The organism is Burkholderia sp. Ed8 (assembly GCF_040761425.1).
Taxonomy (GTDB): Bacteria; Pseudomonadota; Gammaproteobacteria; order Burkholderiales; family Burkholderiaceae; genus Burkholderia; species Burkholderia seminalis.
On sequence record NZ_CP142886.1, the window covers coordinates 2597690 to 2624317 of the forward strand.

At 70.3% G+C, this 26628-nt stretch carries 28 protein-coding genes; 16 read left to right on the top strand and 12 right to left on the bottom strand.

What is annotated here, in order from left to right; genetic code table 11:
• Positions 1 to 23: 23 nt before the first annotated feature.
• The 3 genes from VXM69_RS25855 to VXM69_RS25865 all read left to right on the top strand — a co-directional run bounded on the left by VXM69_RS25855 (position 24) and on the right by VXM69_RS25865 (position 2748).
• Positions 24 to 1295: a Zn-dependent hydrolase gene (locus VXM69_RS25855; protein ID WP_367189454.1), complete on the top strand. Its 1272-nt coding sequence runs from the start codon at positions 24 to 26 to the stop codon at positions 1293 to 1295.
• Positions 1296 to 1320: 25 nt separating this feature from the next.
• Positions 1321 to 2343, top strand: a complete 1023-nt coding sequence (locus VXM69_RS25860) for a histone deacetylase family protein (RefSeq protein WP_200089315.1) — start codon at positions 1321 to 1323, stop codon at positions 2341 to 2343.
• Between the two features lie 117 nt (positions 2344 to 2460).
• Positions 2461 to 2748: a hypothetical protein gene (locus VXM69_RS25865; protein WP_124609091.1), complete on the top strand. Its 288-nt coding sequence runs from the start codon at positions 2461 to 2463 to the stop codon at positions 2746 to 2748.
• 19 nt (positions 2749 to 2767) lie between these two features.
• Here VXM69_RS25865 and VXM69_RS25870 read toward each other — a convergent pair whose 3' ends face one another.
• From VXM69_RS25870 to VXM69_RS25895, 6 genes are all read right to left on the bottom strand, one after another.
• A complete protein-coding gene (locus tag VXM69_RS25870) occupies positions 2768 to 3730 on the bottom strand; it encodes a spore coat U domain-containing protein (RefSeq protein WP_059560568.1) in 963 nt (320 codons plus the stop codon).
• Positions 3727 to 6024 (bottom strand): fimbria/pilus outer membrane usher protein, encoded by a 2298-nt coding sequence (locus VXM69_RS25875; protein WP_367189455.1) that lies wholly within the window; start codon positions 6022 to 6024, stop codon positions 3727 to 3729. Before VXM69_RS25875 ends, VXM69_RS25870 begins: the two co-directional genes overlap by 4 nt.
• A gap of 94 nt (positions 6025 to 6118) precedes the next feature.
• On the bottom strand, positions 6119 to 6838 hold the full coding sequence (locus tag VXM69_RS25880; RefSeq protein WP_049034610.1) for a molecular chaperone: 720 nt from the start codon (positions 6836 to 6838) through the stop codon (positions 6119 to 6121).
• A 15-nt stretch (positions 6839 to 6853) separates the two neighbouring features.
• The gene (locus VXM69_RS25885) at positions 6854 to 7351 is read right to left on the bottom strand and encodes a spore coat U domain-containing protein (RefSeq protein ID WP_049034614.1); all 498 of its coding nucleotides are present in this window, start codon (positions 7349 to 7351) and stop codon (positions 6854 to 6856) included.
• Positions 7352 to 7917: 566 nt separating this feature from the next.
• Positions 7918 to 9117, bottom strand: a complete 1200-nt coding sequence (locus tag VXM69_RS25890) for an MFS transporter (RefSeq protein ID WP_367189456.1) — start codon at positions 9115 to 9117, stop codon at positions 7918 to 7920.
• 751 nt (positions 9118 to 9868) lie between these two features.
• Positions 9869 to 10780 carry a LysR family transcriptional regulator gene (locus VXM69_RS25895; RefSeq protein ID WP_034186621.1) on the bottom strand — a complete coding sequence of 304 codons (912 nt, stop codon included), beginning with the start codon at positions 10778 to 10780 and terminating at the stop codon, positions 9869 to 9871.
• Between the two features lie 161 nt (positions 10781 to 10941).
• Between VXM69_RS25895 and VXM69_RS25900 the strand changes: the two genes are divergently transcribed.
• Complete coding sequence (locus VXM69_RS25900; RefSeq protein WP_059560556.1) at positions 10942 to 11862, top strand: pyridoxal-phosphate dependent enzyme; 921 nt, start codon at positions 10942 to 10944, stop codon at positions 11860 to 11862.
• Positions 11863 to 11987: 125 nt separating this feature from the next.
• On the opposite strand, the gene VXM69_RS25905 is transcribed toward VXM69_RS25900, so the two are convergent.
• Positions 11988 to 13106, bottom strand: coding sequence for a DUF2242 domain-containing protein (locus VXM69_RS25905; protein WP_059560746.1), 1119 nt, complete (start codon positions 13104 to 13106; stop codon positions 11988 to 11990).
• Between the two features lie 115 nt (positions 13107 to 13221).
• Positions 13222 to 14115 carry a LysR family transcriptional regulator gene (locus VXM69_RS25910; RefSeq protein WP_034186623.1) on the bottom strand — a complete coding sequence of 298 codons (894 nt, stop codon included), beginning with the start codon at positions 14113 to 14115 and terminating at the stop codon, positions 13222 to 13224.
• A gap of 108 nt (positions 14116 to 14223) precedes the next feature.
• On the opposite strand from VXM69_RS25910, the gene VXM69_RS25915 reads away from it, so the two are divergent.
• Positions 14224 to 14979, top strand: coding sequence for a TerC family protein (locus VXM69_RS25915; RefSeq protein ID WP_034186624.1), 756 nt, complete (start codon positions 14224 to 14226; stop codon positions 14977 to 14979).
• A 90-nt stretch (positions 14980 to 15069) separates the two neighbouring features.
• Positions 15070 to 15372, top strand: coding sequence for a zf-TFIIB domain-containing protein (locus VXM69_RS25920; RefSeq protein WP_367189457.1), 303 nt, complete (start codon positions 15070 to 15072; stop codon positions 15370 to 15372).
• Between the two features lie 123 nt (positions 15373 to 15495).
• Here VXM69_RS25920 and VXM69_RS25925 read toward each other — a convergent pair whose 3' ends face one another.
• A complete protein-coding gene (locus VXM69_RS25925; RefSeq protein ID WP_049033114.1) occupies positions 15496 to 15906 on the bottom strand; it encodes an Hsp20/alpha crystallin family protein in 411 nt (136 codons plus the stop codon).
• A gap of 16 nt (positions 15907 to 15922) precedes the next feature.
• Positions 15923 to 16363: an Hsp20/alpha crystallin family protein gene (locus VXM69_RS25930; protein WP_069245605.1), complete on the bottom strand. Its 441-nt coding sequence runs from the start codon at positions 16361 to 16363 to the stop codon at positions 15923 to 15925.
• A gap of 245 nt (positions 16364 to 16608) precedes the next feature.
• Between VXM69_RS25930 and VXM69_RS25935 the strand changes: the two genes are divergently transcribed.
• Positions 16609 to 17526 (top strand): 3-hydroxyacyl-CoA dehydrogenase NAD-binding domain-containing protein, encoded by a 918-nt coding sequence (locus VXM69_RS25935; protein WP_034186628.1) that lies wholly within the window; start codon positions 16609 to 16611, stop codon positions 17524 to 17526.
• A gap of 9 nt (positions 17527 to 17535) precedes the next feature.
• Here the strand turns inward: VXM69_RS25935 and VXM69_RS25940 are convergent, their stop codons facing one another.
• Together VXM69_RS25940 and VXM69_RS25945 are read right to left on the bottom strand one after the other, a co-directional pair.
• Positions 17536 to 17814, bottom strand: coding sequence for a DUF4148 domain-containing protein (locus VXM69_RS25940; protein ID WP_049031214.1), 279 nt, complete (start codon positions 17812 to 17814; stop codon positions 17536 to 17538).
• Positions 17815 to 17979: 165 nt separating this feature from the next.
• Complete coding sequence (locus VXM69_RS25945; protein ID WP_034186630.1) at positions 17980 to 18828, bottom strand: LysR substrate-binding domain-containing protein; 849 nt, start codon at positions 18826 to 18828, stop codon at positions 17980 to 17982.
• 325 nt (positions 18829 to 19153) lie between these two features.
• On the opposite strand from VXM69_RS25945, the gene madL reads away from it, so the two are divergent.
• The 9 genes from madL (at position 19154) to mdcH (ending at position 26525) form a co-directional block, all read left to right on the top strand.
• The gene (madL, locus tag VXM69_RS25950; RefSeq protein WP_034186756.1) at positions 19154 to 19549 is read left to right on the top strand and encodes a malonate transporter subunit MadL; all 396 of its coding nucleotides are present in this window, start codon (positions 19154 to 19156) and stop codon (positions 19547 to 19549) included.
• Between the two features lie 11 nt (positions 19550 to 19560).
• Positions 19561 to 20328: a malonate transporter subunit MadM gene (gene madM / locus VXM69_RS25955; RefSeq protein WP_034186631.1), complete on the top strand. Its 768-nt coding sequence runs from the start codon at positions 19561 to 19563 to the stop codon at positions 20326 to 20328.
• Positions 20329 to 20462: 134 nt separating this feature from the next.
• Positions 20463 to 22109 (top strand): malonate decarboxylase subunit alpha, encoded by a 1647-nt coding sequence (mdcA, locus tag VXM69_RS25960; RefSeq protein WP_034186632.1) that lies wholly within the window; start codon positions 20463 to 20465, stop codon positions 22107 to 22109.
• Between the two features lie 10 nt (positions 22110 to 22119).
• Positions 22120 to 22437, top strand: a complete 318-nt coding sequence (gene mdcC, locus VXM69_RS25965) for a malonate decarboxylase acyl carrier protein (protein ID WP_049031215.1) — start codon at positions 22120 to 22122, stop codon at positions 22435 to 22437.
• A complete protein-coding gene (locus VXM69_RS25970) occupies positions 22434 to 23366 on the top strand; it encodes a biotin-independent malonate decarboxylase subunit beta (RefSeq protein ID WP_124609544.1) in 933 nt (310 codons plus the stop codon). The genes mdcC and VXM69_RS25970 overlap by 4 nt, the downstream gene beginning before the upstream one ends.
• On the top strand, positions 23353 to 24060 hold the full coding sequence (mdcE, locus tag VXM69_RS25975; protein ID WP_367189458.1) for a biotin-independent malonate decarboxylase subunit gamma: 708 nt from the start codon (positions 23353 to 23355) through the stop codon (positions 24058 to 24060). Before VXM69_RS25970 ends, mdcE begins: the two co-directional genes overlap by 14 nt.
• Positions 24047 to 24715: a malonate decarboxylase holo-[acyl-carrier-protein] synthase gene (gene mdcG, locus VXM69_RS25980; protein WP_367189459.1), complete on the top strand. Its 669-nt coding sequence runs from the start codon at positions 24047 to 24049 to the stop codon at positions 24713 to 24715. The genes mdcE and mdcG overlap by 14 nt, the downstream gene beginning before the upstream one ends.
• On the top strand, positions 24712 to 25599 hold the full coding sequence (gene mdcB, locus VXM69_RS25985; protein WP_367189460.1) for a triphosphoribosyl-dephospho-CoA synthase MdcB: 888 nt from the start codon (positions 24712 to 24714) through the stop codon (positions 25597 to 25599). The genes mdcG and mdcB overlap by 4 nt, the downstream gene beginning before the upstream one ends.
• Positions 25596 to 26525: a malonate decarboxylase subunit epsilon gene (gene mdcH, locus VXM69_RS25990; protein ID WP_200087392.1), complete on the top strand. Its 930-nt coding sequence runs from the start codon at positions 25596 to 25598 to the stop codon at positions 26523 to 26525. Before mdcB ends, mdcH begins: the two co-directional genes overlap by 4 nt.
• Positions 26526 to 26628 lie beyond the last annotated feature (103 nt).

The following is a 26628-nucleotide window of genomic DNA, read 5'->3' on the forward strand; positions in this document are numbered from 1 at the left end:
GTACGAATTCATCCGGAGTGCACATGAAAGACCTGCTGGAAATCGACGGCGCCCGCTTGTGGCGGAGCCTGGCCGACATGGCGCGCGTCGGCGCGACGCCGCGCGGCGGCGTGCGGCGCCTCGCGCTGACCGAGGATGACCGGCGCGGGCGCGACCTGTTCGCGCAATGGTGCCGCGACGCGGGGATGGCGGTGCGCGTCGATGCGGTCGGCAACCTGTTCGCCCGGCGCGACGGCGCCGACGCGCAAGCCGCGCCCGTGCTGATCGGCAGCCATCTCGACACGCAGCCGGAAGGCGGTCGTTTCGACGGCGTCTACGGCGTGCTCGCCGGGCTCGAACTCGTGCGCACGCTGAACGACGCCGGCATCGCGACCGACAAGCCGCTCGAAATCGTGTCCTGGACCAACGAGGAAGGCGCGCGCTTCGCGCCGGCGATGCTCGGCTCGGCGGTGTTTGCGGGCGCGCTGCCGCTCGACGACGCGCTCGCGAAGCAGGACGCCGACGGCGTCACGCTCGGCGCGGCGCTCGACGCGTGCGGTTATCGCGGCACGCGCGCGGCGGGCGGCGCGGTCGATGCGTATTTCGAGGCCCATATCGAACAGGGGCCCGTACTCGAGGCCAATGGCACGACGATCGGCGTCGTCACCGGCGGCCAGGCGATTCGCTGGCTCGACGTGACGGTGACGGGCGTGGCCGCGCATGCGGGCACGACACCGATGCCGTATCGCAAGGATGCGTATTTCGCGAGCGCGCAGATCGCGCTCGAACTCGAGCGGATCGTCGCCGGGTACGCGCCGCGCGGGCTCGCGACGATCGGGCAGGTCGGCATCCGCAACGCGTCGCGCAACACGATTGCCGGCGACCTGACGTTCACGGTCGACCTGCGTCATCACGACGATGCCGAAGTCGACGCGATGGAGCGCGACCTGCGCGATGCGTGTGCACGCATCGCCGCCGCCCGCGGCGTGCAGGTCGCGATCGACACCTGCTGGCGCAGCCCGGCGACGCCGTTCGACCGCGATTGCGTCGAGCTGGTCGCGCAGGCGGCGGCTGCATTCGGCTATACGAACGAGCGGATCGTCAGCGGCGCCGGCCACGACGCGATCCTGCTCGCGCGCCGCGTCCCGACCGCGATGGTATTCATTCCGTGCGTCGACGGCCTGTCGCACAACGAGGCCGAGGACGCATTGCCCGACGACGTGACGCGCGGCACGAACGTGCTGTTCCATGCGGTGCTGGCGCGCGCGGGCATCGCGGCGCCGGTCGAAGCGGAGGCGGCCGCGCGCGTGGCGTGACGCGGCGATTCGACGAGGACGAACGATGAAAACCTATTTCCATCCCGAACAACTGCTGCATCATCCGCGCAGCTACCTGTCGCGCGGCCGGATGCGCGAACCGCAGGAAGTGCCCGAACGCGCGGCGCGGCTCGTCGCGGCCGTGCGCGCGCTCGACTTCGACGTGCGCGAGCCGGCCGACCGCGGCACCGCGCCGATCGCGGCCGTGCACGACATGAACTACCTGCGCTTTCTCGAAGAGGCGCACCGCGACTGGCAGCGGATGCCCGACGACTGGGGCGACGAAGTGATGTCGAACGTGTTCGTGCGCGACCCGAACCCGTTGCGCGGCGTGCTCGCGAAAGCCGCGCGCTACCTTGCCGACGGCAGTTGCCCGGTCGGTGCGAACACGTGGCGCGCCGCGTACTGGTCCGCGCAGGACGCGCTCGCGGCCGCGGCCGACGTCAACGACGGCGCGCGCGAGGCCTACGCGCTGTGCCGCCCGCCGGGCCACCACGCGCGCCGCGATGCAGCCGGCGGCTTCTGTTACCTGAACAATGCGGCGATCGCCGCGCAAGCGCTGCTGGGCCGCCATCGCCGTGTCGCGATCCTCGACACCGACATGCATCACGGGCAGGGCGTGCAGGAGATCTTCTACGGCCGCGACGATGTGCTGTACGTGTCGATCCACGGCGATCCGACCAACTTCTACCCGGTCGTCGCGGGTTACGAGGACGAGACGGGCGCGGGCGCCGGCGCCGGCTTCAACCTCAACCTGCCGATGCCGCACGGTGCGCCGGAATCGGTATTCTTCGAGCGGCTCGACGACGCGTTGCGCGCCCTCGCGCGATTCCAGCCCGACGCGCTCGTGCTCGCGCTCGGCTTCGACATCTACCAGGACGATCCGCAATCGCAGGTTGCCGTCACGACCGACGGGTTCGGGCGGCTCGGCGGCGCGATCGGCGCGCTCGGGTTGCCGACGGTGATCGTGCAGGAGGGCGGCTATCACCTCGACAGCCTCGACGCGAACGCCCGTGCGTTCTTCGGCGGGTTCGGCGAGGCGCGCTGACGCGGACGCCGGCGCGCCGTGGGGAGGGGCCGGATCATCGGCATGCGCTCAAGTTTTCGGCTTGCGCGCCGTCAATTCGCGCATACGCTGGATCAATGCATGAAGGAGAGCCGAACGATGAGCGCAACCGGCCGAATCAAGTGTGCGGTGCTCGCGCTGGCGGGCGTGGCGGCGCTCGCGCGTGCCGCGGAGCCATCGATCCCGTTGAGGGTCAGCCTGACGATTCCCGAAACCTGCACGATCGCGCCGGCCGTGCAACCGGGCGTGGACGCGGACATGCCGAGCGTCAGTTGCGCGCACGGCACGCCGTTCCAGGTGAGCCACGTGAGCGTGGCCGGCGCGCGGCCGACGCCGCCGCGCAGCGTCGGCGCGGGCGCGCCGGCCGCGTGGACCGTGATGTTCTGAGCGCCGCGCCGCCCGCCCGCTAGAAGCTGATCGTCGCGGTGATCGTGTCGCTGTAGTTGCCGGGCGCGGGCGTGGTCTGCGCGGGCACCGCGCCGTACACGGTGACGGCCTGCGACGTGCCGGTGCCGACGCCCGTGACGGTCGCGCTTCCGCCCGTGTCGTCGCCCCAGGTGACCGAGTGCGCGGCATCCGTGTACAGCCCGTAGTTGATCGCGCCGCCGCCGCCGCTGCGCTGCATCTGGCGCGCCGTCACGTTGCCGCTGCCGCCGCCGTTCAGCGCGATTTTCCACGCGTCGCCGTTCGTGCATTGCGCGGTGATCGAACCGGTCGCCGCGAGCGCGCCCGACAGCACGCTCGCCGTGCCGAAGTTCACGTTGGTCGCGCTGATGTTGCAGTCGTTGATCACGTTCGCGGTTGCGCTGAACGGAAAGGTGCCGTTCGATGCCGTCAGCGACGCGCAGGTCGGCGCACCGAGCAGATAGAACCCCGCGTTGATCGATGTCGTGTTGCCGCCGAACGTCTGCGAGTAGGTCGTCGTGCTGTTGCCGGTGGTCGGCACGGTCGGCTGGTTCGCGGTGATCTGCCCGTAGACCGTGACCGTGGCGCTCGCGCTCGTGCCGAGCGCGGGTTTGACGAGCGTGACCGACGCGGGCGTCGTGCCGGAGTAGACGGAGCCCCACGCGACGGAGTGCGCGGCATCGAGATAGAGGTCGTACTGCATCGCGTTGGTGCCGTTCACGAGGCTGCGCGGGCTCGTGCCGCCGAGATTCAGGCACACGAGCACGTTCGGCGTCAGCGTGACGGCCGACCACGTGCAGGTGACACTGACGGTGCCGGTCGCGGCGACCGACGCGCGCGTGATCGGGCTGACCGAACCGAAGCTGACCGTCGACGCGGTGGCCGTGCAAGTTTCCGCGTGCGCGCGGCTCGACGCGCCGCACCACGCGACGAACGCGACGACGAGCAGCAGCACGGCCCTCATGGCGCCGCCCTGCAGACGAGCGGCCCGACGGTCGGCAGCGTGCCGTTGCCGGGCGCGGTGAACGCGAATGCCGCGACGCAACGCCGCGTGCCGTCATCGATCACGAGATGGTTGTCCGCCTTCAGCCCGTCGATGAACGTGAGCCCGTCGTAGCCGACGATCGTGTCCGCGCCGCTTTCGGCATGATGCACGCGCGCGCCGGCCGGCAGCGGCTTGCCGGCGGCATCGTGCAGGATCACCGACGCCGCGCGATAGCGCGACACGCCGAAATGCGCGACCACGCCCGATCGCGCCTGCGGCACGACCGTCATCGACGTGCGGGCGATCCGCGCGTCGGCCGGCAGCTTCATCGAATCGATCGCGACCTGGTTGTTCTGGTACGCGTTCAGGTCGGGCACGAGCAGATGCCCGGCACGATCGGTCGTGCCGATCACGCGGTTCTCATGCAGCACCGGGATGCCGGCGACGCCGTCGGTCGACACCAGCGCGAAGCCGTCGTCGATGCGGCGCGACATCTGCAGGCTGCTGTCCATCAACACGAGCGCGCCGCTGACGTCGAGCGATGCGCCCGTCTGGCGGTCGATGCCCTGCGCGGCCGCGATGACTTCGCCCGCGCGGCCGAGATAGCGCACCTGCGCCTGCCGGTAGGGCACGGCGCCCGTCCCGCCGGTCTGCACGCCCCAGCCCCAGCCGCCGTCGTAGTCGGGCGGACGGCTCGCGTCGACCGTGTAGTTCGACTGGCCGCGCTGGCGGCCGACGGTCGCGTTGATCGACGTATTGCGGCCGAGCCCGATGTTCAGCGACACGAATGCGCCGTTCGCGCCCTGCTGCGCGAAATCGCGGTAGGCGCTCACGCTCATCGACGCGAGATCGCCGAAGCTCAGCGTGTACGACACGGTGCCGATCCGCGCGCTCGGGCCTTGCGGCAGCCGGAAGCCGATATAGCTGAGCGACAGCGTCTGGCGGTGCATGAACGGCAGCGCGAGCGTCGCCTGGTCGGTCGCCGACGGCACCGGCGAGCCGTCGCGCGATGCGAGGTCGCCGTAGCGGCCGAACGCGCGGATCGTCTGCGCGTTGATCGAGAAGCGCGGCTCGATCAGCTGGTAGCCGACGCTCACCTGCGTGCCGGAAAAGCGGCCGACGCTGCCCGCGATCGCGCCGTTCAGCACACCGGCATAACCGAGCCGCATCAGCGCGCCGACGCCGGCGTTGAGCACGCCGCCGGTCGCTTCCGCATGCCCTTCGACGGTCAGCGCATCGCCGAGGCCGCGCCGCATCGAGCCGCTGACGGCCGGCCGCGTGTCGTAGTCGAACGACTGCAGCGCGTAGTTGCGGCGCAGGAAGCCGGCCTCGAACGAATAGCTCGACAGCCCGGCCGACAGCATGCGCGTATCGACATAGAGCGGCACCGACGTCGCGACCGTGCGCCCGAGCGCATCGCGCGTGATGACGGTCGCCTGGCCGGCGCCGGTGATGCCCGGCACGTCGTGGATGATGAACGGGCCGCTCGGTACGTTGCCGGTGTATTGCCGTACGTTGTTGATGTACAGGTCGACCGCCGACGGCACCGCGGCCGAGCCCGCGAGCGACGGAATCGGAAACGTCACGAGGTCGGGCCGCAGCGCGAAATTGCTGCGCCACTGGACGCCGCCGAGACGGACCGAACGGGTCCACGCGAGCGATCCGGAAATCGCGTCGCCGATCTGTGTCGTGCTCGGCCGCGCCGGGTCCGAATGGCTCCAGTACGTATCGAAGCGCGTGTAGCGCCGCTGGCCGTTGTAGAAGGACGCGGTGCCGGTGTGGTTGAACACGCCGTTCGGATCGAAGTAGCGCACGTCGGTGTAGAGCGAGAACTGCCGGTCGCCGATCGTCTGCGCGTATGCCTCGTAGTTGATCGCGAGCCCGCGCGATGCGGTGGCCGCTTGCGTGGGCGGCAGCGCGCGGCTGTCGACCGCGTACGGGCGGCGCAGTGCGTCGGCCATCTCCAGATCGACGCTCTGGCGTGCCGCATCGTAGCGGTAACGCAGGCCGGCAATCGTGTCGAGTTCGACCGTCGCCGCGTCGGCGATGCCGAGGCGGTCGGTCGCGAAGCCGATCGTGCGCAGGTCGGCGCCGCTCGCCGACAGTCGGCCGTCGCGTTCGCGGAAGTGCGCGAGCAGCGCCGTATTTTCGCCGTTGACGCTGACTTCGAGGATCACGTCGTGCGTGCGGTCGGTCATCACGAGCGCCGCAGGTTCGTCCGCGCGGGCGCCGCCAAGCACGAGCAGGCGGCCCGCCACGACGGCCGCGAGCACGATGCGGCGGGTGCGTCGCGACGTTCCGCGTCCGTTGGCCGGGCGTGCGCCGGCGCGTGGCGAAGGGGAAGAGGCCGGGCGGCGCACCGGCGGTCTAGCCCGGCGGCTCCACCGCGACGACCGCGCTGGCCGGCTGCGAATTGACGGCCGCCCGCACCGTGACCTTGCCGCCGGGCACGAGACCCGCCGGCAGCGGCGCGCTCCACTGGCCGGTGCGGCCCGCCAGCGCGTAGCCGAGCAGCCCGCGCGTGAGCGGGTACGCACGACCGTCGCCGTTGACGAGTTCGACCGACGCCAGTTGCGCGCGGCGCGTGCCGACGTTGCGCACGCGCAGCACCCAGCCTTCGTTGCCGCGCGCGAGCGTCCAGTCGAGTTGCGGCGCGCCGGGGGCTGCCGGTTCGACGAACACCGGAATCGAATAGCGCAGCCGGATCGAGACACCGTTGGTCGGCGCCTCGCCCGGGGGCGGAAGCTCGTCGATCAGCAGCCGGTAGCACTGTTCGACGCCGGAAGGCGCGCGCGAGGCGCGTACGACGCGGATCAGCTGCTCGGACTGCGTGCCGACCTCGATCAGCGGCGGGCTCGCGACGAGATCCTGGGTGGGCGTCAGCGTGTCCTGGCCGTCGGCCTGGTCCCAGCGGAATACGCGTACCTGTCCGTACACGGGCCGCTCGCCGGGATTGCGCAGCGTGATGCCGGTGGCCGTGTCGTCGGTGCCGAATTCGATCGTGACGGGGGAAATCTGCAGCGACGCGGCGTGCGCGGCACCGGCCGCGCACAGCAGCGCGGCGAGCGTTCGACGTATTGCGAGCATGCGAAACGGCGCCGGTCAGAAGTAGACGGTTGCGGTGACGGTCGTCTGATAGGTGTCCGGCTTCGGCGTCGCCTGCGCGGGCACCTGGCCGTAGACGGTCAGCGCCTGCGCGGCGCCCGTGCCGGTGCCGGCCACGGTGTTGGTGCCCTGCGTGTTGCCCCAGATCGTCGTGCGCCCGGCGTCCTGGTACAACTGGAAGCCGACGGTCGTCGTCGTATTGCCGGTCGACGTGCCGGCCATCAGGCGGCTCGCGACGCTCGATCCGGTGACCGAACCGGCGTCGAGGCCGACGTTGTACGGCGTCGTGTTGGTACAGGTGACGCTGACGGTCGTCTGCTGGTTGATCGCGGTCGCCAGCACGCCGTTGGTCCCGAAGGCCAGCGGGTTCGCGGCGATCGTGCAGTTCGGCTGCAGGGTCAGCGTGACGTTGAAGGTGGCGGTCGCGGTGCCGTTCGTATAGACGGCCGCGTCGGCGGTGGGTGTCGAAAGGCCGATTGACAGCGCGAGCGACAATGTCGTGGAAGCGATGGCGACTTTCACTCTGATCCCTCATCGGTCGATTTTTCATTGGATTTATGCCGCGCTTCGCACGCCGCAGCACGGTAAATGCTGATACGAATCGATGAGTCTTTCAATCTTAAATTTGGGGTTGTTGTATTTCGTGACGAATGAATGAGTTATTTATTGAATAAATCGGGGAAATATTACGGATTTAGATTTAATTGCCGGATTCCACGCGAAATATTTTGCTGCGACGCGGAAAAGAATGCCTGTCGGGGTGGGGGGCGGCACGATTTTTCCGATTGGTTCGGTGAATCGAGGCGGCGAATTCGAATTGGATAATTCATGCGCGCGGTGAAATTGAACGAGCGGCAATGAATCGGTTGGGCGATGCCAAGTATTTAACCGGTTCGTGAATCGATCCGGTCGAAATGATGTCGGGAGACGGATATTCCGGATTTTTCCAGGGTGAAGAGAAAACGGGAATCCGGACGGCGGACGGGAAATGAAAACGGCCGCATTGCGCGGCCGTAGGTGTCCTTGCCGCACCGGGCGGCAGCCCGGGCGAGCCGCGCGTGTCAGTTCGCGGCGGCCGGCGCGCGGCGCTGCGCGATCTGCAGCAGGACGAGTGCGAGTCCGGCCGCGGCGATCAGGCCGCCGACGAGCGGCACCGCCGCGTAGCCGAACCCGGCCGAAATTGCCGCGCCGCCGGCCGCGGCGCCCACCGCATTGCCGAGGTTGAACGCGCCGATGTTGACGGCCGACGCGAGGCCCGGCGCTTCGTGGGCCGCGCGCATCACGCGCATCTGCAGCGGCGGCACGACCGCGAACGTGGCGACGCCCCACACGAGCAGCGTGACGGCCGCGCCGGCATGCGTGCTGGCGAGCAGCGGGAACGCCGCCATCGTCGCGATCAGCAGCAGCAGGAAGCCGATCAGCGTGCCGTCGAGCGAGCGGTCGGCCAGGCGGCCGCCCGCGATGTTGCCGATCGAGAAGCCGACGCCGATCAGCACGAGCATCGCGGTCACGAAGCCGGGCGTCGCGCCGGTCAGGTGTTCGAGCGTCGGTGCGACATACGTGTAGAGCGTGAACATCGCGCCGGCGCCGAGCACCGTCGTGGCGAGCGCACCGAGCACGACCGGGCGCGTCAGTACCGAGAGTTCGGCCCGCAGATCGGGCATCTTGCCGGCCTGGCCCTTCGGCAGCGCGGCGAACAGGCCGGCGATCGCGATCAGGCCGAGGCCCGCGGTCGCCGCGAACGACATGCGCCAGCCGATGATCTGGCCGAGCCAGGTCGCGGCCGGCACGCCGCCCACGTTCGCGATCGTGAGGCCCATGAACATCGTCGCGACGGCGCTTGCCTGCTTGTCGCGCGGCACGAGGCTGGCCGCGACCACCGAGCCGAGCCCGAAGAACGCGCCGTGGTTGAGGCTCGTCACGAGGCGGGCGAGCAGCAGCGTCGTGTAATCCGGCGCGACGGCCGACAGCAGGTTGCCGATCGTGAAGATCGACATCAGCGCGATCAGCGCCGAGCGGCGCGACCAGCGGGCGAGCAGCAGCGTCATCAGCGGCGCGCCGACCATCACGCCGATCGCATACGCGCTGATCAGCATGCCGGCCTGCGGAATCGACACGTGCACGCCGTCGGCGATCACGGGCAGCAGGCCCATCGGCGAGAACTCGGTCGTGCCGATGCCGAACGCGCCGGCGGCGAGCGCCAGTAGCGGCAGCGCGGCGCTGCCGCCGGGGCGGGAAGGAGAGGAAGTCGTGGTGTTCACGCGATGGGCTCCTGTATTCGTGGGTGACGGCACGGGGCCGTTGCGGACAGGGCGAAGTGTGCCTGGATTATTTTTGCGGAAAAAGCCGGATTGGAACGAAATTATCTTGATTCCATGTCAACAATACGGTGCGCGCGCGGTGTGCCCGCCAGGCCGTGGGCGTTGCGCCGGCGAGGCAGGCGAACGACGGTGTCGGTGGTGAAAGGTATGGGTAAGGTGGAAATCGGATTGTCCTGCCGCGCGCCGCGATTCGGTGACGGTTTGCGGCGGACGGGCGGGCCGTCCGGCATCGCATGCCGCACGTTGCCCGGCAACCGTGCGGTGACGGGCGGCGGGCAGCCAGGGCCCGTCGACCGGGCGCCTTCCATCCCGTGACACAGACCTCGCGCCACGGCTGGAAACCCTTTACAGGCAAGGCGCAAGCGAAAAAAGCCCCGACCACAGGGGGACCGTGGCCGGGGCGAAAACGCATCCTCTCTTTGGCACGAGGGTTGGATGCGGGCGCAGTATATTTCGGGCCATGACAATTCGAAGCGGCGTTAAACGGCGGTTTTTGGTGCCAATTTAAAAATTCCGGCGCCGCGGCGTGGATTGTCGGGGTTTTGAAAGATTTTTCGCTGGCACGGCCATCTTGTTTAGCGCGATGAGGCCGCCAAAACGGCGAATCAGCAGAGGGGGCGTCGCGCGTCGGCTGGCGTGCGGATCGCCTTGCCTGACCGGATGCCGGGCTGGCCCGGCGCCCGGTGCAGGGTCAACCCGCTTCGTCGGCCGCATCGCGCACGGCCGCGAGAAACCGCGCGACGATCGGCGAGGGCGCTGCCGCCGCGCCATCGAACACGAATTCGATGTCGAAGCGGCTCGCGAGCTCGTCGAGCGCGACGAGCCTGACCGTGTGCGGGCAGGTCGGCGACGCGCTTTCCGGCACGAACGCGCACCCCATTCCGGCCGCGACGAGGCCGATCAGCGTCGGGATGTCGCTGCCGACCTGCGCGATGCGCGGCGTGAAGCCGGCCTGCTGGCACTGCGCCATCAGGAACCGGTGGTGCGCGGCCGAGCGCTGCGCGTCGAACCAGACGAACGGTTCGTCCGCGACGTCGGCCAGCGCGCGCGGCGCATTGAAGCGGCCGCCCGGCGGCGCGGGCATCGCGAGCACGAAGCGGTCGCTCAGCAGCCGCACGCCCGACAGGTGCGGCGCCTCGTCGCGGCGCCACGCCATGATCCCGGCGTCGAGCTGGCCGCGCATCAGCGCGCTCGCCTGTTCGGCCGACAGCATCGGCGCGATCGACAGCTGCACGTCCGGGCACGCGTCGCGAAACGCCTTGAGCACCTTCGCGACGATCGGCAGCGGCAGGCAGTTCGGCAGCGCGCCGAGCCGCAGTTCGCCGAGCTGGCCGGCCGCGCTGCGCAACGCGCGTTCGCGGCTGGCCTGCACCGTTGCGAGCAGGCCGGTCGCATCCTTCAGGAAGCTCGCGCCGGCCGCGGTGAGCGTGACGCCCGTCGCGCGTCGGATCAGCAACGGCGTGCCGATCGCGTCCTCGAGCTCGCGGATCTGCCGCGACAGCGCGGGCTGGACGATGCCGGCCGCGCGGGCGCCGGCCATCACGCTGCCGGCCTGGGCGACAGCCACGAAATAGCGCAGGTGACGCAGTTCGATCTGGCGCATGCGATGCTCGTCCGGGTTCGTCAATATACCTGTGGAGCATAGCAAATACCATTCGATGGTATTGGAAAGCATGGCAGGCCTGCCGTACGATGACCGTCATTGGCGCACGCGCTGGCTCGCGAGTCGCGTGCGCTTCCTCCGTCTCCACTGAGCCTTGTCCGATGCCGCTTCATATCCCGACTCCTTATATCCGCTCGCAAATCGCGTCCCGCCGGCTCGGCCGGACGATCCGGCTGAAGCTCGATGCGCTGCAGCCATCGGGCTCGTTCAAGCTGCGCGGCATCGGTGCCGTCTGCGAAGCGCGGCACGCGGCCGGCGCGCGGCGATTCGTGTCGTCGTCGGGCGGTAACGCGGGCATCGCGGTCGCGTATTGCGGCCGCGTGCTCGGCGTGCCGGTACGCGTCGTCGTGCCGGAAAGCGCCTCGGCGCGCGCGCGTGAGCTGATTCGTGTCGAAGGCGCCGAGGTGGTCGTGCATGGCGCGAGCTGGGCCGAGGCAAACGCGTTTGCGCAATCGGCGCTCGGCGAGCACGATGCGTTCGTCCATCCGTTCGACGATCCCGTGCTGTGGCAGGGGCACGCGACGATGATCGACGAGATGGCGGCCGCCGGGCCGAAGCCCGGTGCGGTGGTGCTCGCGGTCGGCGGCGGCGGCCTGCTGTGCGGCGTGCTCGAAGGGCTCGCGCGCAACGGCTGGCACGACGTGCCGGTCGTCGCGGCCGAAACGGAAGGCGCCGACTGCTATGCGCGCTCGGTCGCGCAGGGGCGTCCGGTCGAACTCGCGGCAATCGCGAGCATCGCGACGTCGCTCGGCGCGAAGCGGCCATGCGATGCGGCAGTCGAATGGGCGACGCGGCACGCGATCCATCCCGTCGTCGTGTCCGATGCGGACGCGGTGGCCGCGTCGCTGCGGTTCGTCGACGAACACCGGATCGTCGTCGAACCCGCATGCGGCGCCGCGCTGGCTGCGCTCGAGCGGCCGGTGCCGGTGCTTGCGTCGGCGTCGGACATCGCGGTGATCGTCTGCGGCGGCGTGACGGCGTCCGTCGAGCAGTTGCAGACGCTGCGCGCGACGTTGCGGTAAGGCGGGAGCGCCGCAGGCAGGGCGCTCACGCCGCCCGATGGCGGAAACTGCTGCGGTGAATAACGCGGAAGGCGGGCCGTCGTGCCGAGCCGTATGCAGCCGGGCGCGACGATACGGCGGCCCGGTCAGTTCGCGGCCGGTGCGCTCGCGCCGGACGGCGCGGACGATGCGACAGGGTTGGCGGTGGCGGGCGCCGGCGATGCGCTCGACGGCGCGGATGCCGATGCGGGGGCGGATGCCGCGGACGCGGGTGCAGGTGCAGGGGCAGGCGCGGGCACGGTCGACGCCGGCTTGCCAGCGGCCGGTGCCGGAACGGCGGGCGTCGACGCCGCGGCGGCAGGCGCGGCCGCCGGGCTGGCAGCCGATGCAGGCGTGGCAGCCGACGCGGCAGCGGAAGCCGGCGCAGGCACGGAACCGGCGGAAGCCGCAGCCGGTGCGGCAACCGGCTGCGAACCCGACGCCGCTCCCGGCGCGGCGGCACGCACCGCGGCCGGCACGGCGACGGCCGACGCCGCGGCAGGCACGGCATGCGCACCCGACTCGGGTGCGACACCCGGCACCGACAGCGGCACCGGCGCCGCGGGCGGCGTCGGCACGACCGGCGTCGTCATCTTCAGCGGTTCGCCCTGCGGCGTCGGCGCGGGTTCCGGCAGCGGCGTGACGGGTTCCTTCTCGGCGGCCTTCACGGTCGCGCGATCGCGGCGCGCCGGGTCGATCTTCAGGAAATGGTCGACGAGATTGAAGAAGCGCTCATAGAACACGCCGGCCGGAATCGTCTCGCTCGCGGTCTTGACGAGCGCGTCGTCGCTCGACCCGATCGGCAGCGACAGCGAGCCGAACACGCTCAAGCCCACGCTGGCCGACGTATTCGACTTCTTCAGCGTGTAGCGGTCCTGCACGGCGTTCACGTACGCGATGCTCGACGTGCCGTCGGCGTTCGCATCCGCGCACACGACGTGAAATTCGATCACGACGTGCATGTCGTTGCTCGGCTGGAAATTCTTGCTGCCGTCGACCGCATCGTTGCGCGACGACGACACCACATAACCCTGGCTCAGCAGCGCGCGCCGCGCGGCCTCGCAGGCCGCGTCGGATTTCGAGTGGAACGTATGCGCATACGGGCTGCTGGTCGCGTCGAACTGTTCCTGCTGGTAGATCGGCTTGGGCGGCGACGAGCACGCGGCCAGCACGGTCGCGGCCGCGAGTGCGCACGAAACGGAAAACAGGCGAAATCGGTTGTGCATGGCGTCTTTCAGAAGGCTTGGCGAGCGGCCGCGCAACGGCGGTGCCTGGATGAGGCGTGCGGCAATCTCGTAAGGCCGGGGCGCCATTATAGTTTCGTTTGATGTCGCGCTCGCTTCAGTCGGCCGGCGCGACGCGCACCGCGGCCAGCAATTGCGACGTCAGCGGATGATGTTCGCCGCGCCGCGAGCGGATCGCGTGGATCTCCTCGGTCACGTCGCCCGCGCGCCCGAGCCGCCGCAACCCGCTCAGCAGCGACGCATCGTTCGCGCCGAGTTCGCTGAGCGGAAACACGCCGAGGCCGCGCGCCGCGAACACGGCCATCAGCGCGCTGTCCTCGAATTCCCCGGTCACGCGCGGCACGATCCGCTCGCCTTCCAGCCACCGGTCGAGGCGCGCGCGCAGCGCCGAATGCGCGGTCGGCAGCAGCACGGGCAGGTCGGCCAGGCACTGCGGAAAGCGCTGCCGCGCGGCCGGCGTGACGAGCGCCGCGGGCCCGTACCAGTCGACCGGCGATGCGACGAGCCGCTCGCTCGTCACGCGCAGGTTCGACCCCGACGGCGCGCCCTGGCCGGCCAGCACGAGATCGAGGTGATGCAGCGCGAGCTCCGCGAGCAGCGCATCGTGCTCGCCCTCGTGGCACAGCAGCCGCAACGTCGGCGTGTCGAGCACCGGCGCGAGGATCGCGTGCGCGGCGAGCTTCGAAATGCCGTCCGCGAGCCCGACCGCGAGCCGCACGGTCGGCTGGCTGGCCGCCGCGCGCACTTCGTCGGGAATCAGCCGCCCCATCTCGAAGATGACCTCGGCGCGCGCAAACGCGGCCTGTCCCGCGTCGGTCATCGTGACGCCGCGCCCGGCCGGGCGCAGCAACTGGTGCCCGAGCGATTTCTCGAGCTCGCGCACCTGCGCGCTGATCGTCTGCACGGCCATGTCGAGCCGGCCGGCCGCGCGCGCGAAGCCGCCTTCCTTCACGACGACCCAGAAATAGTACAGATGTCGAAAATTGAGCATCGGATCGATATATCGAAAAAACCGAACTTAAATTCAGATTCTCTCTGATTTTTTCGAAGTGCGGGGCGGCATATCATCGGGCTTTCCACTTTTCAATCGGCCCATTTCATGGACTACCTGCTGACGCTTGCCGCCGACCCCGCCGTCTGGGCCGCGCTCCTGACGCTCGTCGTGATGGAAGTCGTGCTCGGCATCGACAACCTGATCTTCATCTCGATCCTCAGCAACAAGCTGCCCGAGGCGCAGCGCGCCCGCACGCAGCGCCTCGGCATCGCGCTCGCGCTGGTGATGCGCCTGGCGCTGCTCGGCAGCGTCGCGTGGATCGCGAGCCTGACCGAACCCGTGTTCACGCTGTTCGACCATGCGTTCTCGTGGCGCGACATGATCCTGCTGTCGGGCGGCCTGTTCCTCGTGTGGAAGGCGACCACCGAGATCCATCACCACGTGTCGCACGACGGCGGCGGCGAGGGCGGGGCGGGCGGCGCGGCCGGGCTGACGGTGTGGGCCGCCATCGGCCAGATCGTGATGCTCGACATCGTGTTCTCGATCGACAGCATCGTGACGGCGATCGGCATGACCGAGCACATCCCGATCATGTTCGTCGCGGTGATCGTCGCCGTGACCGTGATGCTGTTCGCCGCGCAGCCGCTCGCACGCTTCATCGACCGCAACCCGACCATCGTGATGCTGGCGCTGTCGTTCCTGGTCGTGATCGGCATGACGCTGATCGCCGAAGGTTTCGGTTCGCACGTGCCGAAGGGGTACATCTACGCGGCGATGGCGTTCTCGGCGTTCGTCGAGGGCATGAACATGCTGGCGCGGCGCGCGAAGGCGAAGCGCGCGGCGCAAGTCGATGGCGACTGAGTCGCCGCGCGTGACGCCGGCTGCCGCTGCTGCCGGCGCGCGCGCTGCATACGGAATCGGGACGAGATTCGCACGGAAAGGAGAAACGCGATGAAATGCCCTGTCTGCAAGACGCCCGACCTGCTGATGGCCAAGCGCCAGTCGATCGAGATCGACTACTGTCCGACGTGCCGCGGCGTATGGCTCGACCGCGGCGAGCTCGACAAGCTGATCGCCCGCGAAACCGGCGACGCGCCGGCCCGCCGCGACGATTCGCCGGCGCAGCACGCCGCATCGGCGCAGCGCGGGCGCGACGACGGCTGGGGGCGCGACGGCCGCTCGCGCGACGAGCGTTACCGGCACGACGGCCAGCGTCGCAAGAAGTCGGTGTTCGACCTGTTCGATTTCGATTGAATCCGGATCCGGCGTGCCTGCACGCACGCCGGGCCGCCGATCAACAAAGAAGCCCCGCCCGGCATCGCGCCGGGCGGGGCTTCTTTCATGCGTGCCGCGACACGTCGCGACTCACGCCGACGCTTACGCGTGGCCGGCCGTCACGTCGATACGGCGCGGGCGCGTTTCCTCGCGGCGCGGAATCGTCAGCGTCAGCACGCCGTCGCGCAGGTTCGCGTCGATCCGCGACGTGTCGAGGTCGGGACTCAGCACGAACGAGCGCGCATAGCGGGTCGCGCGCACTTCCGCGTGCCGCACGCGCAGGTCGGCCGGCGTGTCGATGTGCGTGTCCGCTTCGATCGTCAGCGTGTTGTCGTGCACCTTCACGTCGAGGTTCTCGCGCGGCACGCCGGGAAGATCGGCCCGCAGCGTGACGCCGCGAGGGGTCTCGACGATGTCGACGTTCGGCGTGATCGCGGGCCGGCGCGCGGCCTCGGCGGCGGCGGGATGAACGGGTTTCGTTTGGCGTTCGGCCAGGGTCGGGTTCGTATACATGTCGGTATCCTGAAGATTACTGAACGGTGATCGCACGCGGCTTCGAGGCTTCGCGCCGGCCGACGCGAATCAGCAGGCAGCCGTTTTCGTAGCGCGCGGTGACCTGGTCGGGATCCGCGTCGCGCGGCAGCTCGACGACGCGGCGGAAGGCGCCGTGAAAGCGCTCCTGCGCGTAGGTCCGCACGTCTTCGCCTTCGATGCCCGGCGCCGGCTTGCGCTCGCCGCTGACGGTCAGCAGGTCCTTGTCGATCGATACGTCGAAGTCGCCCGCGGCCATGCCGGGTGCGAACGCGACGATCTCGATCGCATTGTCGGTGGCGCCGACGTTGAGTGCCGGGAACGTGCCGTGCCGCACCGCGCGGATGCCGGTCGGGCGTTCGCCGAGCAGGTTCGCCACTTGCCGCTGCACGCGGGCGAATTCGTCGAACAGGTCGTTGCCGAAATGGATACCGCTCATGTGGGTCCTCCTGAACAGGGAACACGGGAGACGTGACGGCGCGACGCCTGCGGCGGGCGCGACGGGGGCTCCACTGGATCGAAACGGAGGCAGTGCAACGGATGAGGCACTGCCCGACGACGGGTAATTAGTGGCCGCCATCGCGCATTTCAAGAGGGAATCCGCAATCCGCGTCAACGCATGCGCACGGGATTCGATGCGACAATCGCCGCGAGCTATCCGCAGAACAACCACACGGGACAACCATGGACATTCGACGTATCGCGATCGTCGGCGCCGGCGTGATCGGCGCGAGCTGGGCGGCTTTCTATCTGACGCAGGGTTTCGACGTCGTCGCGACCGATCCGGCGCCGCAAGCCGACGCGCGGCTGCGCGACGCGCTGGCCGCGTTTCTCGGCGAGCGTGCCGCCGAACTTTCCTCGCGGTTGTCGTTCGACGCCGATCTGGTGCGCGCGCTCGACGGCGTCGACTTCGTGCAGGAGAACGGCCCGGAGCGGCTCGACCTGAAGCGTGCGCTGTACCGCCAGATGGACGACGTGCTGCCCGCGCACGTACCGATCGCATCGAGCTCGTCGGGCCTGAAGATGTCCGATATCCAGACCGCGTGCGCGAAGCATCCGGAGCGTTGCCTGATCGCGCATCCGTTCAATCCGCCGCACCTGATTCCGCTCGTCGAGCTGGTCGGCGGCGATGCGACCGGCCAGGACGTGATCGCGCGCGTGAAGGATTTCTACGACGCGCTCGGCAAGCAGACGATCGTCCTCAACAAGGAAATGACCGGCCACGTCGCGAACCGGCTCGCGGCCGCGCTGTTCCGCGAGGTGTATCACCTCGTCGGCGAAGGCGTCGTGAGTGTCGCCGATGCGGACAAGGCCGTCGCGTGGGGGCCCGGCTTGCGCTGGGGGCTGATGGGGCAGTGCCTGACCTATCACCTCGGCGGCGGCGCGGGCGGGATCGCGCACTTCCTCGAACACCTGTCGGGGCCGATCGCGAGCTGGTGGGACGACCTCGGCACGCCCTCGTTCGATCCGGAGGTCGATCGCCAACTGAACGAAGAACTGCGCGCGATCCAGGGCGAGCGTTCGATGCAGGCGCTGGCGGCCGAGCGCGACCGCTTGCTCGTCGAGCTGATCGATGCGCGGCGCCGCAGCTTCCTGCCCTGAGCGCGCGGCTTATTGCTGCGACGCGGCCTGCGGTGCGGGCGGCGCATGCGCGAGCCAGGCGGGGCTCGCGGCCTGCACGAGTTCGCGGTTGCGTGCCCGCGTCGCGGCATCCGGCGGGTAGTTGCCGTCGTTCGTCGGCAGTTCGCCGTCGAGATAGGCCTGCTTGAGCTGGTCGATGACTTCCGCGCGCGTCAGGCCCTGGGCGGGCGCCGACGCGTCGGTTTGCGCAAAGGCAGGGGACAGCAGCGCGGCTGCGGCGGTCGCGACGGCGAATCGCAAGACGTTCATGGTGGGCTCCGATCAAGGGACGGGGTACCGGATGCGCGCGGCGATCGCCGTGCCTGCCGATGGGTCCCATTGTCGCGAGCGGGTGCTGCGCGGACGATGACGCGTTCCGGGCAAAGCTGTCAGGTGCGGGCGCGGCCGTGCATGCGCCCGGTGCGCCCGGTGCGGTTACAACCCGGCCGCCGCCGCGATCAGCGTGGCTTCCAGCGCGAGCGTCGAGCGCGACGCGGCTGCCGGCCGGTCGATCACGTATTCGAGTTCGCCGAGTTCGGGCAGCCCCGCGTCGAGCCGGGCGAGTCCGGCCGGGATCACGTAGCCGGCGAACGCGCTGACGCCGAGCCCCGCGCTCGCGGCCGCGCGCAATACCGCGACGCTGCTGCTGACCACCGCGATCCGGTACGGCCGCCCGATGGCCTCGAGCGATTCGAGCACGCGGCGGCGCGACACGCTCGGCTCCGGATGCATCGCGAGCGGCAGCACGACCTCGTGGCCGGTGAGCCGCGATTCGGGGCCGGTGCACCAGTACAGCGGTTCGCTGCGGATCACGCGGCCGCGCCGGCTGCCCGCGATACGCTTCGCGAACACCAGGTCGTGCCGGCCTTCGTCGAGCGCATCGAACAGGTCGCCCGACAGCCCGGTCGAGATCGCGAGCTCGACGTCCGGATTGCGCTGCACGAAGCTCGCGAGCGCGGCCGTCAGGTGGGCGGACGCGAAATCCTCCGACATCGCGAGCCGCACCTTGCCCGACAGCGGCGGCCCGCACACCGACGTGACGGCTTCGTCCATCAGCTCGAGGATGCGCACCGCGTAGCGGAACAGCGCGTCGCCGTGCTGCGACAGGTGCACGTTGCGCGTGTCGCGTTCGAACAGCGGCCGGTCGAGCAGCTCCTCGAGGCGGCGGATGTGCTGGCTGACGGTCGACTGCGACAGGCTCACGCGCTCGGACGCGGCGGTGAAGCTGCCGGATTGGGCGACGGCGACGAAGCTGCGCAGCAGCTCGGGCGGTAACGGACGCATTGCTAAATCCACTGAATCGGTTTCGACAACTTCATAAATGGCGGGAATCGGCGGCGCTAGTATCGGATCACGCGCCAGTGCGGCCCGCAACGGGGGCACCGGCGCGTAGCCCGCGTCGTGCCGGCGGCTGCCTCGATCAGTCTACGGCATCCGGCGTCCGGCCCGAAACCGCATCATCCCATCGACCGCCCGAGAACAGGCCCGCCAGACGGGCCGCCGGGCCGCGGCGCACCGCCGCAGGAGACAAGTCCGTGCACGGGATCGCCGTGCGGGGCCGGCTCCCGCGTGCGTCCGGCGCCCGTCACGAAGAGACTGGAGACGACTCATGATCATCTACGGAACCGCGCTGCTGGCGTTTTGCCATCTGGCCGGACTGTTTCTCGGCGACCTGCTCGGCAGCGCGATCGGCGTGAAGACCAATGTCGGCGGCGTCGGCATCGCGATGCTGCTGCTGATCTGCCTGCGCCTGTGGCTGCACCGGCGCGGCTGGCTGCCGAAGGAGACCGAGGCCGGCGTCGGTTTCTGGGGCGCGATGTACATTCCGGTCGTCGTCGCGATGGCCGCGAACCAGAACGTGGTCGCCGCGCTGAAGGGCGGTCCCGTCGCGCTGCTGGCCGCCGTCGGCGCGGTCGCGATCTGCGCATGCTGCATCGCGGTACTGGTGCGCACCGGGCGCGACGACACGGCCTTCGCGGGCGTGCCGCAATTCGAAGAACAGTAACGGAGGCCGCCATGCTGCAGATGCTCGAAAAAACCGTCGCCCACAACGGGCTCGTCGCGTCGTTCGCGCTGGTCGGCCTGATCATGTGGCTGTCGTCGATCGCCTCGCGCAAGCTGACGTTCGGCCGCGTGCACGGCTCCGCGATCGCGATCGTGATCGGTCTCGCGCTCGCGTACGTCGGCGGCGCGTTCACCGGCGGCGAAAAGGGAATCGCCGACGTGCCGCTGTTCGCGGGTGTCGGCCTGATGGGCGGCGCGATGCTGCGCGATTTCGCGATCGTCGCGACCGCGTTCGAAGTGCAGCCGACCGAGGCGCGCAAGGCCGGGCTCGTCGGCGTCGTGTCGCTGCTGCTCGGCACCGTGCTGCCGTTCATCGTCGGCGCATGCATCGCGCGCGCGTTCGGGTACACCGACGCGGTCAGCATGACGACGATCGGCGCGGGCGCCGTCACCTACATCGTCGGGCCCGTTACCGGCGCGGCGATCGGCGCGAGTTCCGACGTGATCGCGCTGAGCATCGCCACCGGGCTCGTGAAGGCGATCATCGTGATGGTCGGCACGCCGGTCGCGGCCGGCTTCATGGGCCTGAAGACGCCACGCTCCGCGATGATCTTCGGCGGCCTCGCGGGCACTGTCAGCGGCGTGAGCGCGGGGCTCGCCGCGACCGACCGCCGGCTGGTCCCGTACGGCGCGCTGGTCGCGACGTTCCATACGGGCGTCGGCTGCCTGCTCGGGCCCTCGGTGCTCTACTTCACGACCCGCGCGCTGGTCGGCGCATAGCGCCCCGCGGTGCGGCCCGCGCGCGTGGGCCGCATCCATCGCGGCGTCCTCTGAGTCGCATTCGTCAACATCATCAATCGGCGGCGGCGCCCGGCTTAGAATGCCGCTGAACCATCGAAGCGGGAGAACTGTTCATGACGGGATGGAATCACGCGCGGCAAGCGCGCGATGCACGGCTCGCGGCCGGCGCGGCTTACGCGCAGGGCAAGCGGGTCGATGCGCGCGACACCGTCGCGTTGCTCGAAGCGGTGCTGCGGCCCGGCGACCGCGTGTGCCTCGAAGGCGACAACCAGAAGCAGGCCGACCTGCTCGCGACGGCGCTCGCCGACGTCGACAGCGCGAAGATCCACGACCTGCACATGGTGCAGTCGGGCGTCGTGCTGCCCGAGCATCTCGACGTGTTCGAGCGCGGCATCGCGAAGCGCCTCGATTTCGCGTACTCGGGCCCGCAGTCGCAGCGCATCGCTAAGCTGCTGTTCGGCGGCAAGATCGCGCTCGGCGCGGTGCATACCTATCTCGAGCTGTTCGCGCGCTACTTCATCGATCTGACGCCGCAGGTCGCGCTGATCGCGGCGGTCAGCGCCGACCGTGACGGCAACCTGTACACGGGCCCGAACACCGAGGACACGCCGACCGTCGTCGAGGCCACGGCATTCAAGGACGGCATCGTGATCGCGCAGGTCGACCGCATCGTCGACAAGGTGCCGCGCGTCGACATCCCGGGCGACCGCGTGCATTTCGTCGTCGAGGCCGGCCGGCCGTTCTACGTCGAGCCGCTGTTCACCCGCGATCCGGCCGCGATCACCGAAACGCAGATCCTCACCGCGATGCTCGCGATCAAGGGCATCTACGAGCCGTACGGCATCAAGCGCCTGAACCACGGGATCGGCTTCAACACGGCCGCGATCGAGCTGCTGCTGCCGACCTACGGCGAGAAGCTCGGGCTGAAGGGCAAGGTCTGCACGCACTGGGCGCTCAATCCGCATCCGACGCTGATTCCCGCGATCGAGTCGGGCTGGGTCGAGCAGGTGCACTGCTTCGGCTCCGAAGTCGGGATGGACGACTACATCCGCGAACGGTCCGACGTGTGGTTCACGGGCCCCGACGGGTCGCTGCGCTCGAACCGCGCGTTCTGCCAGACGGCCGGCCTCTACGCGTGCGACATGTTCATCGGCTCGACGCTGCAGATCGACCTGTCCGGCCATTCGTCGACGGTCACGGCCGAGCGCATCGCCGGCTTCGGCGGCGCGCCGAACATGGGCAGCGACGCGCGCGGCCGGCGCCATCCGAGCGCGCCGTGGCTGAAGGCCGGCGCGGAAGCCGACCCCGACACGCCGGCGGCGCTCAGGCGCGGCCGCAAGCTCGTCGTGCAGATCGGCGAGACGTTCGGCGACAAGAACGTGCCGATGTTCGTCGAGAAGCTCGACGCGCTGAAGCTCGCCGACAAGCTGCAGCTCGACCTCGCGCCGATCATGGTCTACGGCGACGACGTCACGCACATCGTCACCGAGGAAGGGATCGCGAACCTGCTGATGTGTCGCGACAAGGACGAACGCGAGCACGCGATCCGCGGCGTCGCCGGTTATACGGAGATCGGCCGCGGCCGCGACCGGAAGATGGTCGAGCGGCTGCGCGAACGCGGCGTGATCCGCCGCCCGGAGGATCTCGGCATCGATCCGCTCGACGCCGACCGTCGCTGGCTCGCCGCGCGTTCGATCAAGGATCTCGTGCACTGGTCGGGCGGGCTCTATGCGCCGCCGGCGCGGTTCCGCAACTGGTGAGGAAGAGGGCATGGAACAGTTGAACTATCGCTTCACCGCGCGCGAACGCGCGAAGGGCGAGCAGGCCGCGGCGCTCGTCGGCGTGGTCGCGTCCGGCAATCTCGAGGTGCTCGTCGAGCGCGTGCTGCCGGGCAACGAATGCGAGATCGACATCCGCACCGCGGCGGTCGGTTTCGGTGCGGTATGGCAGGCCGTCGTGTCGGATTTCGTCGAACGGCGCGCGCCGGGCGGCCTGAAGCTGTCGATCAACGACGGCGGCGCGAGGCCCGACATGGTGTCGCTGCGGCTCGCGCAGGCCGTGCGCGCGATCGAGGGGGACGCACGATGAGCGACGTGATCCACGACGCACCGGCGTTCGTCGCGAACGGCGCGAGCTGGTACGAGGCGTCGGCGCGACAGCGCATCGACGGACTGCTTGACACGGGGAGCTTCGACGAATTCCTCGGGCCGGCCGAGCGCGTGACGAGCCCGCACCTGCCGCTGTTCGACCTGCCGCAGCAGTTCGACGACGGGATGGTGGTCGGCCACGGGCGGCTCGATGGCCGGCCGGTGTTCGTCGCCGCGCAGGAAGGCCGCTTCATGGGCGGCGCGTTCGGCGAGGTGCACGGCGCGAAGCTCACCGGGCTGCTGCGCGCCGCGCGCGAAATCGGCAAGCCGGTGCTGATCCTGTTCGATACGGGCGGCGTGCGGCTGCAGGAAGCGAACGCGGGCGAGCTCGCGATCGCCGAGATCATGCGTGCGCTCGTCGACGCGCGCGCGGCCGGCGTGCCGGTGATCGGGCTGATCGGCGGGCGCGCGGGCTGCTACGGCGGCGGCGGGTTGCTCGCCGCGTGCTGTTCGGCGCTCGCGGTGTCGGAGCAGGGGCGCATCAGCGTGTCGGGCCCCGAAGTGATCGAGACCAATCGCGGCGTCGAGGAATTCGATTCCAAGGATCGCGCGCTGATCTGGCGCACGATGGGCGGCAAGCACCGGCGGCTGATCGGCGGCGCCGACCGTTACGTGGCCGACACGCCGGACGCGTTCCGCGCGGCGGCGCTCGAGCTGATCGGCCGCGCGCCGAGGTTCGATGCGGCGATGCTGCGCGCGGAACAGGCGCGCCTGGAAGCGCGTGTCGCCCGGTTCGGCGCATGCAGGGATGCGCTCGACGTGTGGCGCATGCTCGGGGCCGATCAGCCCGAGGCGATTCCCGGCATGCCCGACGACGCATTCGCCACGCTCGCCGACCAGTTACAGGAGCCGCAGCATGACGCTCGATGAAGTACTGAATTCGCTGTTTCCGAAGGGCCATTCGATCGTGCGTTACGGCGGCCTGCTGACCGGCCATGCGGAACTGGCCGGCGCGCGGGTCGACGTGATCGGCGTCACCGACCGCTTGCCGTTCGGCATCGACGAAGCGCTGACGCTCGCGTCGCAGGTGCTCGACACGGTCGCGCGCGGCGGCGACACGCCGATCGTCGTGCTCGTCGACAGCGACAGCCAGCGGATGAGCAAGCGCGACGAACTGCTCGGCCTGAACGAAGGGCTGTCGCATCTCGCGAAGTGCCTGATGCATGCCGATCTCGCCGGGCACCGGACGATCGGCGTGCTGTACGGCCACACCGCCGCCGGCGCGTTCATCGCGACCGCGCTCGCGACGCGCACGCTGCTCGCGGTGCCGGGCGCCGAGCCGGAGGTGATGGACCTGCCGTCGATGTCGCGCGTGACCAAGCTGCCGATCGACGTGCTGAAGGAGATGTCGCGTTCGACGCCGGTGTTCGCGCCGGGACTCGACAATCTCGTGAAGATGGGCGCCGTCGACGCCGTGCTCGACCCGGCCCGCGCGCTTGACGCACAGGTCGGCGAATGGCTCGGCAAACCGGCCGACCGAATCGACCGGCGCGCGTCGCGCGGCCGGCCGGTCGCGACCGACGTCGCGCAGCGCGTCGAGGCACTCGCGCGTGCCGCACGCTGAGCTGCCGCTGCGCCGCCACACGCTCGTCACGCTGACGGCGGCCGGGTGGGACGCGGCGTTCGCGCGCGACCGCGCGCTCGCGGGCGATCCGCTCGTGCGCGCATGGGCCGGACGCGGCTGGCCGCTGATCGTGCGCCGCGCGTCGCCGGATGAAGCCGGCGCCGGCCGCGTGCCGCTCGGCATGCCGCTGCCGCCGGCGGCGGGCAAGCGGCGTATCGCGCTGAACGTCGCCGCCGACGCGCTCGCGACGGTCGGCCCGCTGCCCGCGCTGGCCGACGTGCTCGGCGCCGCGCCCGACGCATGGCACGTACCGCTGCGCGCGCTCGACGCGCTCGGCGCGCGCAGCGGCGTGCAGGGGCGCGTGTTCGGCAGCCTCGCGTGGCAGGCACTGACGGGCGAGCCGTACCTGGGCCCGTCGTCCGACCTCGACATCGTGTTTCCGCTGCCGGATGCCGCGTCGCTCCGGCCGTTGCTCGACGGTCTCGCGGCGATCGACGCGCACGCGCCGATGCGCATCGACGGCGAACTGCTGCGCGCCGACGGCGCGGGCGTCAACTGGCGCGAACTGCATGCGCGGCGCCCCGAAGTCGCGGTCAAGACCGCGGTCGCCGTCGAATTGATGGCGGCCGACGCATTCACCGGAGGCGCGCGATGAGCGCATGGGCTGCCTGCCGCGTAGCGGCGCCGTCGGATGCCGAGCGCATCGCCGCGCTGGCCGAGCGCATCGCCGCGCTGGCCGAGCGCAGCCTCGTGCTCGAGATCGAGACTTATCCGAAGCCGGGTCTCGTCAGCCATGTCGACACCGGCAGTCACACCGACATGGATGCCGCGACGTTCGCGCGCAGCGCCGCGGTGCTGCGGCCGTACTTCGCGGCACTCGCCGACGCGGGCGCACGCGACGCGGACATGGCGGTGCTGCGCAAGATCGGCCTGCGTGCCGAACACGCGATGCTCGCCGCGACCGGCGGCGTCAATACGCATCGCGGCGCGATCTTCGGGCTCGGGCTGCTGTGCGCGGCCGCGGGCCGGCGCGCGGTGCCGGGCGCGGTGCCTAACGGGACGACGCTCGGCGCGTTCGTCTCCGGCCGCTGGGGTGCCGACATCCTCGGCGGCCCGCGTTTGCCCGACAGCCATGGCGAGCGGGCGAGCCGCCGCTACGGAGTCGGCGGCGCGCGTCGCGAAGCGGCTGACGGCTTCCCGACCGTGTACGGGGTCGGGTTGCCCGCGCTGCGCCGTGCGCGGCGCGACCTGCCCGGCGATCCGGAAGCCGCGCGCGTCGACGCGTGCTTTGCGCTGATCGCCGCGCTCGACGACACGAATCTGTTGCACCGGGGTGGGCAGCACGGCCTCGATTTCGCGCGGGCGACCGCCCGTGCGTTCGTCGCCCGCGGCGGCGTGCGGGCGCGTGACTGGCGGCTGCGCGCGGCCGCCGCGCACCGTGCGTTCGTCGCACGCCGATTGAGCCCGGGCGGCGCGGCCGACCTGCTCGCGATGAGCGTATTCGTCGATGCGCTCGACGCCGACGGGCATCCGCGATGACGCTGGCCATCCTCTGTTCGGGGCAGGGCGCGCAGCGCGCCGACATGTTCGACCTGACGGGCGCCGCGCCGCAGGCCGACGCCGTGTTCGCCCATGCCGGCCGGCTCCTTGGTGACGATCCGCGCGCGTGGGTCCGGCAGGCCGGGCCGGACGCGCTGCGCGAGAACCGCGCCGCGCAGATCCTCTGCACGACCCAGGCGCTCGCGGCCGCCGCGCTGCTCGATACGGCGTGGCCGCGTCGGCGCTGCGTCGCCGGCTACAGCGTCGGCGAGGTCGGTTCGTGGAGCGTCGCGGGGATGATCGAGCCGCATGACGCGCTCGACCTGGCCGACGCGCGCGCGCGCGCGATGGATGCGGCGAGCGGCGGCGACGAGCGGATGGTGTTCGTGCGCGGCCTGACGCGCGCGCGGCTCGCATCATTGTGCGACGGCCGCGATGCGGCCATCGCGATCGCGAATCCCGGCGACGCGTTCGTCGTCGCGGGGCGCCAGGCCGACGTCGACGCGGTGGCCGACGATGCGGCGCGCGCCGGCGCATTGCGCGTCGCACCGGTCTGCGTGCGGATCGCGTCGCACACACGCCGGCTCGCCGCGGCTGTACCGGTGTTTCGCACGGCGCTTGCCGCGACGCGCGTCCGGCGGCCGCTGCCCGGCACGCGGCTGTTTTCCGGGATCGACGGGGCGTCGGTGCTCGACGTCGACGCGGGCCTCGACAAGCTCGCGCGGCAGATCGCGGAGCCGGTCGAGTGGGCGGCCTGTCTCGCCGCCTGCGTCGAGGCCGGCGCGACGGCGTTTCTCGAACTGGGCCCCGGGCGCGCGCTGGCCGAGATGGCCGGCGGCGCGTACCCGGCGTTGCCGGCGCGCAGCCTCGCGGATTTCCGTTCCGTCGACGGCGTGACGAGCTGGCTCGCGCGCGTCGCGGCCTGACCCGCGGCCCGAAAAACGGGCTGAAACACAGTCGTCGCGCCCGCGTTCCAGGCTGGGTGTTGCGCCGGCGCAGCAGCGTCGCAGCCGGTGCTTGCCACGCGAA

Coding starts and splice junctions, on each gene's coding strand:
- VXM69_RS25905 (WP_059560746.1), bottom strand. CDS start 13,106: ATGCACAACCGATTTCGCCTGTTTTCCGTTTCGTGCGCACTCGCGGCC.
- VXM69_RS25935 (WP_034186628.1), top strand. CDS start 16,609: ATGGACATTCGACGTATCGCGATCGTCGGCGCCGGCGTGATCGGCGCG.
- VXM69_RS25895 (WP_034186621.1), bottom strand. CDS start 10,780: ATGCGCCAGATCGAACTGCGTCACCTGCGCTATTTCGTGGCTGTCGCC.
- VXM69_RS25865 (WP_124609091.1), top strand. CDS start 2,461: ATGAGCGCAACCGGCCGAATCAAGTGTGCGGTGCTCGCGCTGGCGGGC.
- mdcE (WP_367189458.1), top strand. CDS start 23,353: ATGACGCTCGATGAAGTACTGAATTCGCTGTTTCCGAAGGGCCATTCG.
- VXM69_RS25855 (WP_367189454.1), top strand. CDS start 24: ATGAAAGACCTGCTGGAAATCGACGGCGCCCGCTTGTGGCGGAGCCTG.
- madL (WP_034186756.1), top strand. CDS start 19,154: ATGATCATCTACGGAACCGCGCTGCTGGCGTTTTGCCATCTGGCCGGA.
- VXM69_RS25910 (WP_034186623.1), bottom strand. CDS start 14,115: ATGCTCAATTTTCGACATCTGTACTATTTCTGGGTCGTCGTGAAGGAA.
- VXM69_RS25920 (WP_367189457.1), top strand. CDS start 15,070: ATGAAATGCCCTGTCTGCAAGACGCCCGACCTGCTGATGGCCAAGCGC.
- madM (WP_034186631.1), top strand. CDS start 19,561: ATGCTGCAGATGCTCGAAAAAACCGTCGCCCACAACGGGCTCGTCGCG.
- VXM69_RS25945 (WP_034186630.1), bottom strand. CDS start 18,828: ATGCGTCCGTTACCGCCCGAGCTGCTGCGCAGCTTCGTCGCCGTCGCC.
- VXM69_RS25915 (WP_034186624.1), top strand. CDS start 14,224: ATGGACTACCTGCTGACGCTTGCCGCCGACCCCGCCGTCTGGGCCGCG.
- mdcC (WP_049031215.1), top strand. CDS start 22,120: ATGGAACAGTTGAACTATCGCTTCACCGCGCGCGAACGCGCGAAGGGC.
- VXM69_RS25925 (WP_049033114.1), bottom strand. CDS start 15,906: ATGTATACGAACCCGACCCTGGCCGAACGCCAAACGAAACCCGTTCAT.
- mdcA (WP_034186632.1), top strand. CDS start 20,463: ATGACGGGATGGAATCACGCGCGGCAAGCGCGCGATGCACGGCTCGCG.
- mdcH (WP_200087392.1), top strand. CDS start 25,596: ATGACGCTGGCCATCCTCTGTTCGGGGCAGGGCGCGCAGCGCGCCGAC.
- VXM69_RS25940 (WP_049031214.1), bottom strand. CDS start 17,814: ATGAACGTCTTGCGATTCGCCGTCGCGACCGCCGCAGCCGCGCTGCTG.
- VXM69_RS25930 (WP_069245605.1), bottom strand. CDS start 16,363: ATGAGCGGTATCCATTTCGGCAACGACCTGTTCGACGAATTCGCCCGC.
- VXM69_RS25880 (WP_049034610.1), bottom strand. CDS start 6,838: ATGCTCGCAATACGTCGAACGCTCGCCGCGCTGCTGTGCGCGGCCGGT.
- VXM69_RS25860 (WP_200089315.1), top strand. CDS start 1,321: ATGAAAACCTATTTCCATCCCGAACAACTGCTGCATCATCCGCGCAGC.
- VXM69_RS25870 (WP_059560568.1), bottom strand. CDS start 3,730: ATGAGGGCCGTGCTGCTGCTCGTCGTCGCGTTCGTCGCGTGGTGCGGC.
- VXM69_RS25900 (WP_059560556.1), top strand. CDS start 10,942: ATGCCGCTTCATATCCCGACTCCTTATATCCGCTCGCAAATCGCGTCC.
- mdcB (WP_367189460.1), top strand. CDS start 24,712: ATGAGCGCATGGGCTGCCTGCCGCGTAGCGGCGCCGTCGGATGCCGAG.
- VXM69_RS25970 (WP_124609544.1), top strand. CDS start 22,434: ATGAGCGACGTGATCCACGACGCACCGGCGTTCGTCGCGAACGGCGCG.